Raw genomic sequence first — 17,099 nt, forward strand, 5'->3', positions numbered from 1 at the left:
AGCCGATTTAGTATTATTTACGGGTGCAGGTGATTGATTTGTCCAATTCCATCCTAACCAAAAAAGCGTTAGCCGCCTCCCTGAAACAGATGATGGAGGAAACTCCGCTGAACAAAATCACCGTCAAGCATTTGGTCGAGGATTGCGGGCTGAACCGGCAAACCTTCTATTATCATTTTCAGGATATCTATGAGCTGCTCGGCTGGATTTATCAGACGGAAGCGGTCGATACGATTGCGCAATACCGAAGTTATACAACTTGGACCCATGGCTTTCACAAAATTTTTACGTATATCGAAAACAATAAAGCCTTTTGCCTGAACACGCTGCACTCCCTGGCCAGAAATCATCTGGATACCTACCTGTATGCGGTAACGAATCAATTGATCATGGGCGTCGTTAACGAAGTCTCCTGCGACAAGCACGTCGGAGAAAAAGATAAGTTGTTTATCGCCAAATTCTATACGCTGGCCTTTACCGGGCTCGTAATCCAGTGGATGCGGGATGGTATGAAGGAAGAACCTCAGGCGATCATCGAGCGCTTAAGCGAGCTGGTGGAGGGGAACTTCGAGCGGGCCCTGCAGCGGTATGAGCAAAAAAAGAACTGACATTACATTACAAGACCTTCAGCGGGGGAACGTGTTTCTTGCAAAGGTCTTTTTTTGTTATGTTCAAATTGTCGAATCCTCCCGCAACGGGTCGATTTGCTATACAATGATCACCCGGTGTCCAAAAACTGTACATTCGCCCTTCATTGACGATGTTCCGCTTCGAAAAAAAGGACTACATTAGGGGTGTTCCTATCGAACAATACATTTGTTTTGGAGGCGACGGGTTATGACAGTGAATGTAGAAGGCAGACAGGTGTACTTTGTCGGCGGAGGCATTGCTTCGCTTGCGGGAGCGGCTTTTCTGGTGAGAGACTGCGATTTTCCCGGGCAACAAATTCATATCATCGAGGAAATGAAAATACTGGGCGGCAGCAACGACGGAGCCGGAAACGAAGTGCAGGGCTATGTCATCCGCGGCGGCCGGATGCTGAATGACGAAACCTACGAGAATACATGGGATTTGCTTAAAAGCATTCCCTCGCTGGACGATCCGCGGGTATCCGTACGCGATGAAATTATCGCCTTTGACACGGCGCATCCCACCCATTCGAATGCCCGGCTTGTGAACAAGGAGGGGCAGGTCGAGGATGTGACGTCGATGGGCTTTGATATGGCGGACCGGATTGCCATGGCGAAGCTGATTATCACGCCGGAAGAAAAAATGGGCAAGGCCCGCATCAACGACTGGTTTGGCCCCCACTTTTTCGAAAGTAACTTCTGGTTCATGTGGGCGACTACGTTCGCCTTCCAGCCATGGCACAGCGCCGTGGAGCTGAAAAGATACATGATCCGCTTTATGCATGAATTCCCGCGGATTCACACGCTCGAAGGCGTCACGCGCACCCCATATAATCAGTATGATTCCATCATCCTTCCGCTGCATAAATATTTGGAAGAGCACGGTGTAGATTTTGAGATGAAATGTACGGTAACCGACCTCGATTTCAAAGACGGCGACGGCATTACCGTAACCCGCATGCATTACTTGAAAGACGGAGCGGAAAAAGCGCTGGATCTCAGCGAAAATGATCTGGTGATCATTACGAACGGCTCAATGACGGAAAGCTCCAGCCTCGGTTCGATGACCATGGCACCGGTGTTGAACGGCAAGGGCAGCTCCTGGAAGCTGTGGGATACGATCGCGGCCAAGAAACCGGGCCTTGGCAACCCGTCTTCCTTCGACGATCACATCGACGGCTCCAAATGGGAATCGTTCACGGTGACCTGTCAGGATTCGCGGTTCTTCGACCTCATGGAGGCGTTCTCCCGCAACAAGGCAGGCACCGGTGCTTTGGTGACTTTCAAGGAATCCAGCTGGCTCATGTCCATCGTACTGGCGCATCAGCCTCATTTCCGCAATCAGCCGGAGCATGTGAAGGTGTTCTGGGGGTACGGGCTGTATCCCGACCGGGTTGGAGATTTCGTGAAGAAGAAAATGAGCGATTGTACCGGGGAAGAAATTCTGACGGAGCTGCTGCACCATTTGCATTTTGAAAAGGATATGGATGCCATTATCGCTTCGGCTAACTGCATTCTATGCATGATGCCGTTCATCACGGCCCAATTTATGCCTAGAGCGGTTAGCGATCGCCCGAAAGTCGTTCCCGAGGGCTCAACGAACCTGGCGTTCATCAGCCAGTTTTGCGAGATTCCGGATGATGTCGTCTTTACCGAGGAATATTCGGTCCGGGCTGCCAGAATTGCTGTTTATACGCTGCTCGGGATCGATAAGCCGATCTCGCCGATCAACCAGTATCATTACGATGTGCGAACCCTACTGCAAGGATTTGTTACCTCGTTCCGCTAAATGCAAAAGAGCTGCGTCCTTTTTCAGGGCACAGCTCTCTTTAATCCCTACCGTCACACCAAACCGAAGTTACCATGGTTCGCTTCATGCAATCGGCTGCTTCCGTTGAATTTGATCGTATTTCGTCTTGTTGTATTTATTAATCAATGTATCCAGAAGCAGGGATTGATTGAGTACAGCCTTATGACGCAAACCGTACCGCTCAGCCAACTGGTTTAATTTTTGTCTCTCTTTTTCGATTTTCATTTTGATATACTCCTTATTGTTCATAGCGTCTCACCCTATGCATATTTTAGTGAATGTTGCCAAATAGCGCATATCGAGACATTTTGCATATCATAAAAAATTCCAGATTTAGAAATGAAACAGGATCAGCTTTTTAAGCTGATCCTAACGAAAAGATATCCTTATCTGAAAAAGCTACTTACCGCCCGCCCCATCCATGAAAAAATGTAGTAATTGTTGGACCTGCACTGACTACAGCAAAACTAAACATAAGCATACCCGAAACCACCCAAGACATTTTCTTTTTCATTTTTCCACACCTTTCTACATAGTTCATAGTATTCCTTGCATTGAGTATCCGAAGCATAAGGACGGTGCATTTCGAACATCGCCATGCTGTTTACCAGTATGTCTTTGCTACTTAGTTTAATGGACACATTCATGCTGTATAAAATATGTTTTAAGCCCTCTTCATACAAGCCTTTTCTGAAGTTATATAGGGCATAGTCCTGAAAAAAAACGGAGTATCGAAAAAAATAGGGGGGAACTTTCGTATCATCGCCCTCTACCGCTCTTTTGGTAAACCAGTTGTCCCTACCAGTTATTCTGTATTGTTCAATTTCATTTGAGAATTTGGCAAGAACATCGTCGATATAGAATTGATGGCGATTCGCGGATTCAATTAACGTAATCAATCCCTCGACGACTTCATCCGGATGCGCTTCTAAAAAGGAGACATACTCCGGTATCTTTGAACGATTGCCACTTTTTATATCCACGCACAGATAATTAGCTTCGGCGAACATTTGTAACAGTCGAACTTCCTCAATCCCCGCCTCATCCATTGCCTCAAACCAGCTTAAATCTGCATACTTGGCAATCCATTTCCTGGACTCTTCAAACATCCCGCGGACTTCATAAGTGCCCGATTTATACAAATAAGCCTTCCCATAGTAAAAGACGAGCGGACGAACAGGATTGAAATCCGGGTCCTTCCATATCTTTCTTTCATACAATTTCCAGGCAAATTGACTTAGTTCATCCGCATAATTTTCGACTTCGTTCCAATTGAACCTAACGGCGAACACTTCGGTGAGCATTAACAATCCATCAAGGGTTAACGCTTCCGGCAAACGATAACGGTAAGGAAGGAATTGCAGAGCTGCTTTGAACCCCTTCTTTCCATCCGCTTGATAAATCTGAAAAAGCCGATAATAACTCATCGCCAGCCGCTCCGAATGATTGGATCTTTCGCTTTCGATCACAACTTCATACAAAACTGCGGCCGCTTCCTTCCATCCCTGCTCTAACATTAGCTCTGCCGTTTCGAAGATGCCCACGACCTGCTTCAAATCCTCCAGCAAACGATTCAGCACCTGCTCAATGCAATCATGCCGCTTAAGTTCGGCACAACGCAGCAAGAACGGTCTGAGCCGCCGCCAGTGCGGAGTCGGTGGAACAAAACACTCATCAACGTACAGGTCGTAAAAACCGCCCTCCGGAAGCCCCATGGCCGTAGTGATCCGATCCAATTGTCCTACGGAAATCGACCGGTTGCCATTTATAATGCCGCTTAAGGTCCCTACGTTCACTCCCGAAAGCTCTGCAAATTGATGAAGGGTTGTCCCTTCTTTCCTGATGTGGTCTTCCATTTCTGCGCGAATCGTGGTTGCGGAAATCAAATGGCGAATCACCCCCCCAAACCAATTCGGCATAAACCCTGATCATCATCCAAAATCTAGCATATGATGTATATATATGAAATTATAATCCTATATTTTACAGTCGTCAACAAGAAAAATGTAAAAAAATAAATAAAAATTAATAAGAATGTCATTACTTAATATAATTTGAGATATTACCTGCGAAATGTCAGCTTCTATTTAAAAGATTTCGTCGAATATAGTAAAAAAGAGAGGAACCGAGGTTCTCACCCCCGGTTCCTCTCTTATATCCATCAATCCGTTACCAATTCCGCCGCGCTTGCATTCGACTCTACCTGCGCCGGGTTTTTACAGCCCGGAATGACCGAGGTAACGGCTGGGTGACGAAGACACCACGCCAGCGCCCACTGGGCCATGTCTACACCCTCCGGCACTTCGTTACGGGCGATCTGCTCCACTTCTTCGAGCTTGCGCCGCGTGCTCTCCGGATCGTGGCGATGCCGCACATCGGTGTTATCAAACACGGCACCCGGCTTGTATTTGCCGCTCAAGTACCCGCTTGCCAGCGGTACTCTGGCCAGAACCCCGAGGTCCTGGCGCTGGCAGGACGGAAATACCCGTTCTTCCGGTACCCGGTCCAGCCGGTTATACACGACCTGAATGACCTCGGAATTCACCTTGGACGAGGCATCGGTCTGGTGCAGGTTGTCGTTGCTTCCGATGGAGGTTCCGAGATGGCGAATTTTCCCGGCTTGCTTCTGCTTGTCCAGCACTGTCCACAATTCGTCGTTATCGAAGGCCGCATCCGGTCCGGAATGGAACTGGTACAGGTCGATATAGTCGGTCTGGAGCGCTTTTAAGGAATTATCCAGTTGCTTGAGCACATCCTGCGCACCGTACATATCGGTCCGCGTAAACCGCTCATGAAAATGATGGCCGAACTTCGTCGCGATGATCCAATCCTCCCGCTTTCGGCGGCCGATATAGTTCCCGATGAAAGACTCGGATAAATGATCGCCGTAGCATTCCGCCGTGTCAATGAGGTTGATGCCGAGTTCCTGGCCTTTGTCGAGGATCGCATCAACTTCGTCCTGCGTGAAATTCAGGCCCCACTCTCCGCCGAATTGCCATGTCCCGATGCCGACGACGGATACGTTCAGCTCCGTTTTTCCCAATCTGCGATACTTCATTCCCTGTTCCCTCCCGCTAGTAGATGGTTTTGTCATAGTCATGGATTGCTTGTGTAATTCTCCCCAAATTGTACCACGTTCTTGGGAAGCCGCAAAAAGCGGTCACTTCATAAACCTTTTGATCAGGCTGAGCTTTTTCTCCGAATAAGGCGGAAAAATAAAGCCCGGATTGATTTTGGTGGACTTCTTCAGCACGCTTTTCTTGTGCGAAAACGCCTCGAAGCTGTACTTTCCATGATAGGAGCCCATCCCGGAGGAACCGACTCCGCCGAAAGGCAAATGAGGCGTGACCAAATGAAACAGCGTATCATTCACGCAGCCGCCGCCGAAAGTCGCCGTTTCCAACACCCGACGCTCGGTCTCCTTGCTGCTTGTGAACAAATATAGCGCCAGCGGCTTAGGGCGTAAATTTATCTGGGACACCGCCTGTTCAAGATCGCTGTATTCTAGCACGGGAAGAATCGGCCCGAAGATTTCATCCTCCATCACTTTGTCATCCCACGTGACATGATCCATCAGCGTAGGAGCCAAATACAGGTCAACACGGTCGCTTTCCCCGCCGGCAACGATTTTGGATGGCTCCAATAGTCCGGTCAAACGCTCCCAGTGCCGGTCGTTCACGATCCGCCCCAAGTCCGGACTTTGCTGCGGATTTACTCCATAAAAAGCAGCCATTTGCTCTTTCATTTTGGCGACGAGCGCCGGTTTAATTTCCCGATGGGCCACCACATAGTCGGGAGCGACGCAAGTCTGCCCGGCGTTGAGAAATTTTCCCCACACAATCCGTTTCGCGGCCAGATCGAGATTTGCATCCTTGTCGACCAGGCACGGACTTTTGCCGCCGAGCTCCAGGATAACCGGGACAAGATGTTCGGCCGCGGCCTTCATCACGATTTTTCCGACAGGCGCACTCCCCGTAAAAAAGATGACGTCAAACGGGGCGTGAATCAGCGCGGAAGTGGCCTCTTTGCCACCCTCCACCACCGTGATATATTCACCGTCAAAATTGTCGCGAATCAGCTTGGCGATCACCGCGGACACATGCGGCGCGAATTCCGAAGGTTTGACGACCGCGCAATTTCCGGCAGCGATCACCCCCACCAGCGGGTCCATCACCAGCATAAACGGATAGTTGAAGGGACCGATAATCAAAGCCGATCCATACGGCTCGGAGTAAATCACGCTTTTCGAGCCAAAATGAATGATCGGCGTCCTTACCCGCTTCGGCTTCATCCAATGCTTCAGTTTTTTTATCGTATAGCCAATGCTGTCATACATGTATCCGATTTCCGTGGAATACGCTTCGAATTCAGATTTGCGCAAATCCTTGTGCAGCGCCTCCATGATTTCCTTTTCGTGTTTGCCGATCGCGGTCTTCAGCGTTTGGAGCTGCCGGAGCCGAAACGATAGCGGCTTCGTTGTCCCGGAGTTGACCAAGTGTTTCTGCCGTTTTACCACGTCCAGGATCACTTGAGGATCGATCATTTCATTCTTCTCATGCAAAGGGACCCCTCTTTTCAAAATCAACTGTCTTTCGTTAATTATACTGCAAAACAATGTCCGAAGCCCGCAAGTTTACCTTATGTTTCCTTCGGAAATAATGGGGGGATAGCATCCGTGAGAGGAAGAACAACTTATGCGCTATCGAAGAAGAAGCGGCCATTCGGTCAAAAGCGTCAACAAGGAGAAAGAGACAGAGAAGGAAAAGACATCCGCCCGGAAACCGGCAAGTTCCTCCGATGTTTTAAGCGCAGACCTCAAGAGCAATTTGGATCACATCAGAAAGACCCTTGGCAGCAGCACGGACATTATGATCCGGGAGATTTCGCTTGATGAGGAGGAAGGCCGGAACGTCGCCGTCCTTTACACGGATGGACTGGCGGATCAGAACACAATTACCGATTCGATCATGAAGACGTTGGCACGCATGGTGAACTCCTCCAGGGAAGCCGGACAAGAAGATATTCCATCCTTCGAAGGAAGCCAAATTTTAGCGGAAGTTTCCCTGCAAAATAAGGAAATTCAGAATTTTAGTCAGTTTAAAACGTTATTCCATTCGTTATTGTCGGGAGACACCATTTTCCTGGTCGATGGCATCGAAAACGGGATCGCTCTGGGTACTCGCGGCTGGAAAGACCGCGGGGTAACGGAGACATCCGCGGAAAATGTCGTCCGGGGGCCGCGGGAAGCTTTTTCCGAGTCGTTACGTACGAATACGGCCATGATTCGCCGGAAGATCAAGGACCCCCATCTTTGGTTGGAAACCAGGCAGATCGGGCGGGTAACCCAGACGGACGTAGGTATGATGTACATCAGCGGTATCGCCAACGAGAAAATCGTCCAGGAGGTGCGCGAGCGGCTTGACCGCATCGATGTGGACGGCATTTTGGAGAGCGGGTATATCGAGGAAGCTATTCAGGATAAAACTTTGACACCCTTTCCGACCATTTATAATACGGAACGTCCGGATGTAATCGCGGCGGAACTGCTGGAAGGCAAGATCGTCATCCTTGTCGATGGGACTCCGTTTGTTCTCGTCACCCCGGCTCTCTTTGTCTCGTTCATGCATGCAGCCGAAGATTATTACCAGCGGGCGGATATCAGCAGTTTTTTGCGAATGCTGCGTTACTTGAGCATATTTATTTCCTTGCTGGGACCTTCCCTGTACATTGCCGTATCTACGTTTCATCAGGAAATGCTGCCGACCCAGCTCTTATTCGGGCTCGCCGCCCAGAGGGAACAAATTCCTTTTCCCGCCTTCGTGGAAGCCGTCCTGATGGAGGTTACCTTCGAGATTCTGCGGGAAGCCGGCGTGCGACTGCCCAAAAATATCGGCTCTGCGATTTCCATCGTAGGGACACTGGTCATCGGACAGGCTGCCGTGGAGGCCGGGATCATTTCGGCGGCCATGGTCATCGTGGTTGCCATTACGGCCATTTCCAGCTTTGTGCTGCCGGCCTTCAATATGTCCATCGCCTTTCGGATGCTTCGGTTTCCCTTGATGGCCCTTGCCGGTTCCTTCGGCCTATTCGGCATCTTCATCGGGGTCACCGCCCTTGTGCTCCATTTATGCAGCCTCCGCTCGTTCGGTGTCCCGTACATGTCACCTTTTGCTCCATTAATCCCGGACGGGCAAAAAGACGCGGTGTTACGCCTGCCGCACTGGATGATGCTTAACCGACCACGGTTGATAAGCAAGGACAACGTTACGCGCAGAAAAAGCACGCCTCCTCAAAAATCGAGGGAATAGCGGGAAAGCGAGTGAAACTTATGAAACGGATTCCGGGGTTGCTTATACTCACGCTTGCCGCAGCGTTCCTTTTGAGCGGTTGCTGGAACCGCAGGGAATTGAACGATCTTGCAATCGCGGTTGCGGCCGGGGTGGACAAGGTCGGCGACAGATACCGGCTGTCCGTCCAGGTCGCCGTTCCGGGACAGGTTGCTTCCAAAAAGGTCGGCAGCTCCCAGGCGCCGGCCACCTTGTACACCGCGGAAGGCGATACCCTCTTCGAAGCGGCAAGAAGAATGTCCCAGACCAGCCCGCGGAAAATCTATTTTTCCCATCTGCGGATGTTTATCATGGGCGAGTCGCTAGCCCGGCAGGGAATGGCCGAGGTGCTGGATCTGCTGTTCAGGGACCACGAATTCCGGACCGATTTCTTCTTCGCGGTTGCCAGAAAAAGCACCGCCGAGGAAACCCTCAAGATCATGACACCCTTGGAGTCCATACCTGCCAATAAACTGTTCAACTCCCTCCAAACCTCGGAAAGAATCTGGTCGCCTACCAAAGCGGTCACCCTGGACGACCTGATCAATGACCTTACCAGTAAGGGTAAGCATCCGGTCCTTACGGGGCTGGAGATTAGGGGAGACAAGAGCATCGGCGAAAAAAGAATCAACGTGGAAAACATTTATACGCCGAGCCATTTGGTCTATTCCGGCTTTGCCGTGTTCAAATCGGACCGGTTGATCGGTTGGTTAAACGAAAAGGAAAGCCGCGGGTACCGGCTCATCTTGGGTGACGTGAAAAGCTCCGTGAACCATATAAGTTGCGGGGATCATGGGAAGGTAGTTCTGGAATCGCTGCGGACTCGTGCCAAAGTGAAAGGAAGCCTGATTCAATCCCGGCCCCGCATAGATATCAAGTTCAGTGCCGAAGGAAACGTGGGTTCCGTAGAATGCAGCAATCTGGATTTGACCAAGCCGGAGACGATCCGGAAGCTCGAAGCCGAGATGGAGCAAAAGACGATTCAAATTATGGAAGCCGTGATCCGAAAAGTGCAAACCCAGTTTAAAGTCGATATTTTCGGTTTCGGAGAAGCCCTGCGCCGCTCAAACCCGAAAGCCTGGAAAACGATGAAGGAGGATTGGGACGAACGTTATTTCCCGGACCTTCCCGTCCATATCCAGGTCGATTACCAGATCCGCCGGACGGGGACGACCACCGATTCTTTTCTTAATGAAATAAGGGAAAAGAGGTAATCCGATGCTCAATGTGACGTTGATACTGATGACGGCCGCACTGGTTGTCTGGTTCGAGCTTCCCCGAATGCTCCGGGAGGGGGAGAAGAGGGAGTTGTGGGGATTTTCTCTATTTTTGCTGCTGGGCGTAGGGATCAGCATGGCCCAAACGTTCATCAGCAATATTCCGACGCCTATGATTTTGGTGACCGCCCTCCTAAAGCCAATCAGCGATTTTTTTGCGGCCATCGGATTGATTCAATAAAAGAAAGGGGCGGAAATCGTGAAAGTAAAAATATCTTTACGTCAGACCAGCATTTTAACGGCCCTGTTTACGATCGGCAGCGCTATTTTGATCGTTCCTTCCAGCTTGGCCGCAACGGCAAAACAGGATGCCTGGATAGCCGCCCTGATCGGAATTGGCGCAGGCAACCTTATTCTGGCGTTGCAACTGAAATTGACCCGGCTTTACCCCGTTATGAACCTGGTCCAACTATCCGAGAAGCTGCTCGGCAAGTGGCTGGGCAAAAGCGTTTGTTTTCTGCTGCTTCTCATCGTGTTCCTGGGCGGGGCCACAGCGGTACTGCAGGAGGTTGGTACCTTCATTACGATCCAAATGATGCCGGAAACCCCGATTCAGGCGATTAGTATCCTGTTCGGTGCCATCGTGCTGATGGGCGTGCGTTTGGGCGTGGAGGTACTGGCCCGCTCAGCAGAACTGCTGTTTCCCTGGTTCCTCCTTTTGTTTCTTTCCATGTCCATATTACTGTTTTCTCAAGTCAAGTGGGAAAAAGCAATGCCCATTCTGGAACAAGGGCCCGGGCCGCTCCTCCCGGCCGTAGTCTCCTTCCTCAGTATCGTATACCTGCCGAACATGATTCTGATGATGATCTTTCCGTCCTCCGTCAACCGGCCTTCCGAGGCCCACAAAGCCGTATTTATCGGGAGCATGATAGGCACTTTGGTACTTCTGATGATTATTGCCTTAACCATACTTGTGCTGGGACCTACGATTACCGGAAAAACAATGTATCCCAGCTATATGCTGGCCCAAAAAATCAACATCGGCAATTTTCTACAGCGCATCGAAGCGATTATGGCTTTGATGTGGTTCATATCCCTGTTTTTTCGCATCTCTTTATATTTTTACGCGGTCGTTACAGGCTATTGCCAAATCTTTAATATTAAAAACATTCAACCGCTGGTGCTTCCCTTCGGCTGGATCTTAATAACTCTGTCCGTTTTTATTTATCCCGATGTACTGTACGAACACAACTTTGAGGCTAGGACCTGGACCCCTTTTTCCATCATTTTCGGAATTCTTTTTCCTCTGCTGCTGCTCGGCCTCCACGGAATACGCAAAATGCGGTCCAAAGGGGCAACCAAGAAATCCAATATTTCCTGAATGAAATATTCACCAAGCCTTCAACCAACCTTCAGTTCACTTTCAGATACTCCAAGTAACATGATGGCATGAACGAGCCGCTTCCTTACAGAAGGAAGCCGGTCAGCCATTGGTTAAAGGAGTGAACGAGATCGTGAGAAGGTACACCAAAAGACGCAGACTATATCCCATCCTGTTTCTGGCGATTCTGGGGGTGGGAGCAATTATATACGGGCTTGCCGATCGGTATTTAATACAACACGTGGAGGTCGTGGTTGAGGATCAAGGCAGCACGGAGACCGGCCCGAATGCGGGAAGCGCCGGTAGCGCGGGCGGAACCTCGGCTCGGGCCGAATCCGATGACTGGAGTTATAACAGCGACAATATCCAAATTCAAATCGATCAAGTGCAGACCGGCTCAGGTTCGGACCGGATTACTTACTTTGTAGCCGACGTTACTATGAAAAATGCCGCCAGCCTGCTTTCGGCCTTCGCCGACAACAGCTTCGGGCGGAACATTACCGAGAACACCTCGGACATTGCCGCCGATAACGATGCCATCTTCGCCATCAATGGCGATTATTACGGTTTCCGGTCGGATGGCGTCATTATCCGGAACGGTACGCTGTACCGTGACGAACCCGCAAGGACCGCGCTTGCCCTGCTGGATGACGGGACGATGAAATCCTACGAGGAAACGGAAGTCGACTCCGCCTCCCTCCTGGATGAAGGAGTCATCCAGACGTTATCATTCGGGCCTGTCCTGATCAAGGACGGCGAAGTTCAGGGGAATTTCGACCATGTCAAAATCGACACCAACTTCGGCAACCGCTCGATTCAAGACGCCAATCCGCGAACGGGCATCGGCATGATTGCCCCGAATCATTATGTTTTCGTAGTGGTCGACGGTCGAAAAACCGGATACAGCCGGGGGATGACCCTGGATGAATTCGCCCAGGTATTTGCCGATCTCGGCTGTACCGAAGCGTATAATCTGGATGGCGGCGGCTCTTCAACGATGTATTTCATGGGCCGTGTCGTGAACAGCCCCCAAGGCAAAAACCGCGAGCGCGGAGTCAGCGACATCCTCTATGTAAAAGAGGTGGAATAAGATGACGATCCTTATTCCCGCCTATGAGCCGGATGAGCGTTTACTTCAGCTAATTTCGCAGTTGCGGAGAAAGTGCTTAACGAAAATTTTGATTGTGGATGATGGGAGCGGCGAAGCTTACCGCCCCATCTTTGATCTGGCGGAGGCTGCAGGCTGCATGGTGCTGCGGCATGAAGCCAATATGGGAAAGGGCCTCGCTCTTAAGACAGGCTTCCGGCATTTGCTGCAGGCGGAAACGCAGGAGGCCGTCATCTGTGCGGACAGTGACGGGCAGCATCTGCCTTCCGATATTTTACGCGTGAGTGAAATATTGAAAGAGGAAGGAAACGGGATCGTATTGGGCAGCCGCCACTTCACCGGAAAAGTTCCGGCTCGCAGCCGATTTGGCAATGCGGTGACACGTGCGGTATACGCTTTTACGACCGGCAGCAAAATTTACGACACGCAAACCGGGCTCCGCGGTTATTCTTCCGGCTTGCTGCAATGGCTGTGCGAAATCCCGGGCGCCAGTTTCGAGTATGAGATGAACCTGCTGCTGGCCGCCCATAAGGAAGGGATTTCCGTCCGGGAGGTCTTCATCGATACGGTGTATCTGGATGAGAACAAGTCCTCGCACTTCCGGCCGTTGGCCGATTCCTTGCGGGTGTACCTTCCGATCCTGCTGTTCAGCGCTTCCTCGTTGATTTCGGGTCTGTTGGATTTTGTCCTACTACTGCTGCTCCAGTATCTTGGCGGAAATCTGCTGCTCTCTGTAGCCGGGGCACGGTTGTGCAGCTCCATCGTCAACTACGCGATGAACCGGAATGTCGTGTTCCGCAGACCCTCCGGCGCATCCGTCTCTCGTTCTCTGCCCAAATACTTTATCCTTGTTCTACTCGTCCTGCTATTGAACTATGGATTCATGTATGCCTATCATACTGCTGCAGGAATCCCGCTGATCCTCTCCAAGCTGTTGACCGAAGCCACGCTCTTTGTGTTCAGCTACTGGGCTCAACGCAAATATGTGTATTAGGGATAGGATCTTCCTATCCCTCTATGAATTCCATGAGCTCTTTATTAAACTTGTCGCGCTCCTCATAGAACAAACTGTGCCCGCTGAACTCGAACCAGACGAGCTTGGCGTCCGGAATCCCTTCTTTTTGCGCCACGGCCAGCTCGGGATAGCATACCTTATCGTGAATGCCGTGCAGAATCAGCGTAGGCACGCAAATTTTGCCCAGGTCCGAGAAGAGGCTCTCATCCCTAAAGGAAATCGCTACTTTAGCGGTAGCATAACCTGCCGCGGGAAGCCCGATATCGAAAAACCAATCCCCTAACGCATTCGAAATGTTTTGGAAAAAGAACAGTTCCTTAAGTCCCCGCAGCATATTCGGCCGATCATTTAAGGTCTGATTCACGATTTGCGTCACATCTTCTTTCGGCATTCCGTACGGAAAATCCGGTCTGCGCGTTAGACTGGGCGCCGCCGCGGCAAATAGCGCCAGCTTGGATACCCCGTGTCCCTGATGCCGGGCCATATAACGAATGACCGTCGCCCCTCCGTAAGAATGCCCCGCCAACGTGAAATTCCTCAATCCGAGCGCATCGACCACGCCTTTCACATCGTCCGCCATCCGGTTCAGGTTATATCCTTCCCACGGCTTATCGGATTTACCGAACCCTCGGGTATCCATCGCAATGCACCGGTACCCTTTTCCAGGCAACACATTGAACTGATATTCGTAAGCCTTATGGCTCAATGGCCACCCATGGACAAACAGGATGGTTTTATTTCCGCCCGGGTTTATATCCTCCACATAAATTCTTACGCCAGGCTCAACCTGCACATAGTAACCCATTGTTGTATCCTCCGTTTTTCATTGATATCCCATCAAAACAAAATACGCAGGCGTAAGGAAATAGGTGAATACCCATGGGCCCCCCGTTGAATCGTACAAGAAAAAGAAAAGTACTTCGCTCCGTTTAAGGCTTGACCTGCTGGATCTGGATCAGATTCGTCGTCCCTGCCTGTCCGAGCGGAAGCCCGGCGGAAAGCACCACGGTATCTCCGGGGGTTACATAACCGGTCTTAAGCGCGGTTTGAATGGCCGACTCGAACATTTCATCCGTAGTGGACACGGATTCGCCTTGGAACGGAAATACCCCCGAAAGCAGGCACACTTTGGAGAGAACGTGTCGATCATGCGTTATCGCCAAAATCGGCGCCTTCGGGCGGTATTTGGATACCATCCGCGCCGTAAATCCGCTCTCCGTGGAAGTAATAATCGCCCTGGCATCCAATTCCAAAGCGGCGCTGACCGCGCTCTGACTGATGACTTCCGTAATGTCGGTGGCGTGCTGCGCTCTTTTCCGGTCGAATTGCTCCCGGTAATCAATCGTTTCTTCCGCCTGATGGGCCACTCTGGCCATCGTTTGGACGGACTGGACGGGGTACTTGCCGGCGGCGGACTCTCCCGACAGCATGACGACATCCGCCCCCTGCATGACGGCGTTATAAACATCGCTGACTTCGGCCCGCGTCGGACGCGGGTTGACTTGCATCGACTCCAGCATATGCGTAGCCACGATGACGGGTTTGCCGGCAAGGTTACACTTGTCGATCATTTCCTTCTGCATCATCGGAACATTTTCGACCGGAACCTCAACCCCGAGGTCCCCGCGGGCCACCATAATACCGTCCGAAGCTTCCAGGATGTCATCCAGGTGCTCGATGCCTTCCTCATTCTCAATTTTCGAAATAATCTGCACATGGCCTGCGCCGCGCCCCTCCAGAATCCGGCGGACTTCGCGGATATCGTCACCTTTTCTTACAAACGACACTGCAATCATTTCAATATCGTGCTCCAGTCCAAAGCCGATATGGCGGATATCCCGCTCCGTTACGCCCGGCAGCGTCGTCTTAATGCCCGGCAGATTGACGCCCTTGCGGGGTTTGAGCGTCCCTCCGCTGATAATCCGGCATCGGATTTCCTTGTCCGTTGCCGAGATGACACGCAGTTCCACCAGACCGTCATCGATCAAAATCCGGTCGTTCTCATGGACGACCCGAGGCATTTCCGGATAATTGACCGAAATCCGGGTGCAATCGCCTTCGACCTCCTCCGTAGTCAGAACGAGTTCCTCGCCTGAGATCAATTGACAGAAGGCTTCTTTTAGCTTGCCGATCCGCACCTCGGGCCCTTTGATATCCATCATGATCGGAATAAACGTGTCCAGTTCTCTGGCCGCCTGACGGACGCCTGCTATCCGCCGCGCATGCTCCTCAGGTTCTCCATGGGCCATGTTCAGCCGTCCGACGGTCATCCCCGCCTGAATCATTTCTTTCAACGTCTCCGGCCGGTCACACGCCGGTCCCAGTGTACAAATGATCTTCGTCCGCAACATAAAATGAAATCCCTCCTTGGTCGATTGGTGCTGGCGATGGTGTCTGTGATATTTTGACCGACTCTTAATCCTGCTGCTCGTCGAATGTCGCTAAGGATGATCCTGTCCTGCACGCCTGCCTTTCGTCTTATTTTCCCAATAATGCGAAAATGTCGGCAGCTTCTTGACCTTGCGCTTCCGCGACGGCCGGATAGGTGATCAGCCCCCCCATCACGTTGATGCCTTTCGCCAAAGCCCTATTGTCAAGCGCTGCCTTTCGACAGCCTTTGTCGGCGATCTGGAGGCCGTAGGGAGTAGTAACGTTCGTCAGCGCGATGGTGGAAGTCCGGGCGACCGCTCCGGGCATGTTGGCGACCGCATAGTGGATGACGCCGTGCTTTTCGTAGACGGGCTGGTCATGCGTCGTGATCCGGTCGATCGTCGCAATGGAACCCCCTTGGTCGATCGCCACATCGACGATGACCGAACCGGGGGACATGCTCTTGACCATCTCCTCCGTCACGAGCCGCGGCGCCCGCGCGCCGGGAATTAGCACGGCCCCCACCAACAAGTCGGCCCGGCGCACGGCTTCGGCGATATTAAACGGGTTGGAGATGAGCGTTTTGACCCGTCCTCGGAACAGTTCATCGATCTCGCGCAGCCTTTCCGCGCTCAAATCGATGATCGTCACTTCTGCGCCCAGGCCGACGGCCATCCGGGCCGCGTTGGTTCCGACAATGCCGCCGCCGATCACCGTCACTTTTCCCGGCTCCACCCCGGGTACGCCTCCCAGCAGCAGCCCTTTTCCGCCGTGGGCTTTCTCCAGAAAATGCGCTCCGATCTGGATCGACATTCGCCCCGCCACTTCGCTCATCGGCATCAACAGCGGCAGACGCCCGTCATTCAGTTGAATCGTCTCGTAGGCGACCGCCGTCACCCCCTGCCGAACAAGCGCTTGCGTCAACTCCGGTTCAGGCGCAAGATGCAAATAAGTGAACAAGATCAAGCCTGCCCGAAAGAAGGCAAACTCCTCCGGGATCGGCTCCTTCACTTTGACCACCATCTCCGCCGACCACGCCTCCGCGGCGGTCATTACAATCTCCGCCCCGGCAGCGGAATAGTCTTCATCCGCAAACCCGATTCCCCGTCCGGCCCCGGTCTCCACCAGCACCCGATGTCCGGCATGCACATAGGACACCACCGTACCAGGTGTCATTCCGACCCGGTACTCGTTATTTTTCGTTTCCTTGGGTACCCCGATAATCACTTGCGACACCGTCCCT

At 51.7% G+C, this 17,099-nt stretch carries 15 protein-coding genes; 8 read left to right on the forward strand and 7 right to left on the reverse strand.

Annotated elements, in window-relative coordinates; all coding sequences use genetic code 11:
* The first annotated feature begins 29 nt into the window (after positions 1 to 29).
* Together dhaS and ACLB09_RS17845 are read left to right on the forward strand one after the other, a co-directional pair.
* On the forward strand, positions 30 to 608 hold the full coding sequence (dhaS, locus tag ACLB09_RS17840) for a dihydroxyacetone kinase transcriptional activator DhaS (protein ID WP_410771405.1): 579 nt from the start codon (positions 30 to 32) through the stop codon (positions 606 to 608).
* 229 nt (positions 609 to 837) lie between these two features.
* The gene (locus tag ACLB09_RS17845) at positions 838 to 2,418 is read left to right on the forward strand and encodes an oleate hydratase (protein WP_410771208.1); all 1,581 of its coding nucleotides are present in this window, start codon (positions 838 to 840) and stop codon (positions 2,416 to 2,418) included.
* 84 nt (positions 2,419 to 2,502) lie between these two features.
* Here the strand turns inward: ACLB09_RS17845 and ACLB09_RS17850 are convergent, their stop codons facing one another.
* The 4 genes from ACLB09_RS17850 to ACLB09_RS17865 form a co-directional block, all read right to left on the reverse strand.
* Positions 2,503 to 2,664: an aspartyl-phosphate phosphatase Spo0E family protein gene (locus tag ACLB09_RS17850; protein WP_410771209.1), complete on the reverse strand. Its 162-nt coding sequence runs from the start codon at positions 2,662 to 2,664 to the stop codon at positions 2,503 to 2,505.
* Positions 2,665 to 2,906: 242 nt separating this feature from the next.
* Positions 2,907 to 4,325 carry a helix-turn-helix domain-containing protein gene (locus ACLB09_RS17855; protein WP_410771210.1) on the reverse strand — a complete coding sequence of 473 codons (1,419 nt, stop codon included), beginning with the start codon at positions 4,323 to 4,325 and terminating at the stop codon, positions 2,907 to 2,909.
* Between the two features lie 275 nt (positions 4,326 to 4,600).
* A complete protein-coding gene (locus ACLB09_RS17860) occupies positions 4,601 to 5,497 on the reverse strand; it encodes an aldo/keto reductase (RefSeq protein ID WP_410771211.1) in 897 nt (298 codons plus the stop codon).
* Positions 5,498 to 5,599: 102 nt separating this feature from the next.
* Positions 5,600 to 6,982 carry an aldehyde dehydrogenase gene (locus ACLB09_RS17865; protein WP_410771406.1) on the reverse strand — a complete coding sequence of 461 codons (1,383 nt, stop codon included), beginning with the start codon at positions 6,980 to 6,982 and terminating at the stop codon, positions 5,600 to 5,602.
* Between the two features lie 151 nt (positions 6,983 to 7,133).
* On the opposite strand from ACLB09_RS17865, the gene ACLB09_RS17870 reads away from it, so the two are divergent.
* The 6 genes from ACLB09_RS17870 (at position 7,134) to ACLB09_RS17895 (ending at position 13,465) form a co-directional block, all read left to right on the forward strand.
* Positions 7,134 to 8,747, forward strand: a complete 1,614-nt coding sequence (locus ACLB09_RS17870) for a spore germination protein (protein WP_410771212.1) — start codon at positions 7,134 to 7,136, stop codon at positions 8,745 to 8,747.
* Between the two features lie 20 nt (positions 8,748 to 8,767).
* Complete coding sequence (locus ACLB09_RS17875) at positions 8,768 to 9,979, forward strand: Ger(x)C family spore germination protein (RefSeq protein WP_410771407.1); 1,212 nt, start codon at positions 8,768 to 8,770, stop codon at positions 9,977 to 9,979.
* A 4-nt stretch (positions 9,980 to 9,983) separates the two neighbouring features.
* Positions 9,984 to 10,223, forward strand: a complete 240-nt coding sequence (locus ACLB09_RS17880; protein ID WP_410771213.1) for a hypothetical protein — start codon at positions 9,984 to 9,986, stop codon at positions 10,221 to 10,223.
* Positions 10,224 to 10,241: 18 nt separating this feature from the next.
* Positions 10,242 to 11,363 carry a GerAB/ArcD/ProY family transporter gene (locus tag ACLB09_RS17885; RefSeq protein WP_410771214.1) on the forward strand — a complete coding sequence of 374 codons (1,122 nt, stop codon included), beginning with the start codon at positions 10,242 to 10,244 and terminating at the stop codon, positions 11,361 to 11,363.
* Between the two features lie 133 nt (positions 11,364 to 11,496).
* A complete protein-coding gene (locus ACLB09_RS17890) occupies positions 11,497 to 12,453 on the forward strand; it encodes a phosphodiester glycosidase family protein (protein ID WP_410771215.1) in 957 nt (318 codons plus the stop codon).
* Position 12,454: 1 nt separating this feature from the next.
* The gene (locus tag ACLB09_RS17895; RefSeq protein ID WP_410771216.1) at positions 12,455 to 13,465 is read left to right on the forward strand and encodes a GtrA family protein; all 1,011 of its coding nucleotides are present in this window, start codon (positions 12,455 to 12,457) and stop codon (positions 13,463 to 13,465) included.
* A gap of 13 nt (positions 13,466 to 13,478) precedes the next feature.
* On the opposite strand, the gene ACLB09_RS17900 is transcribed toward ACLB09_RS17895, so the two are convergent.
* The 3 genes from ACLB09_RS17900 to ald all read right to left on the reverse strand — a co-directional run bounded on the left by ACLB09_RS17900 (position 13,479) and on the right by ald (position 17,083).
* Positions 13,479 to 14,291 (reverse strand): alpha/beta fold hydrolase, encoded by an 813-nt coding sequence (locus ACLB09_RS17900; protein WP_410771217.1) that lies wholly within the window; start codon positions 14,289 to 14,291, stop codon positions 13,479 to 13,481.
* 124 nt (positions 14,292 to 14,415) lie between these two features.
* The gene (pyk, locus tag ACLB09_RS17905) at positions 14,416 to 15,837 is read right to left on the reverse strand and encodes a pyruvate kinase (protein ID WP_410771218.1); all 1,422 of its coding nucleotides are present in this window, start codon (positions 15,835 to 15,837) and stop codon (positions 14,416 to 14,418) included.
* Between the two features lie 127 nt (positions 15,838 to 15,964).
* A complete protein-coding gene (gene ald / locus ACLB09_RS17910; RefSeq protein WP_410771408.1) occupies positions 15,965 to 17,083 on the reverse strand; it encodes an alanine dehydrogenase in 1,119 nt (372 codons plus the stop codon).
* Between the last annotated feature and the right edge of the window lie 16 nt (positions 17,084 to 17,099).

The sequence above is a fragment of the Fontibacillus forbon genome (assembly GCF_046559655.1).
Lineage (GTDB): Bacteria > Bacillota > Bacilli > Paenibacillales > Paenibacillaceae > Fontibacillus.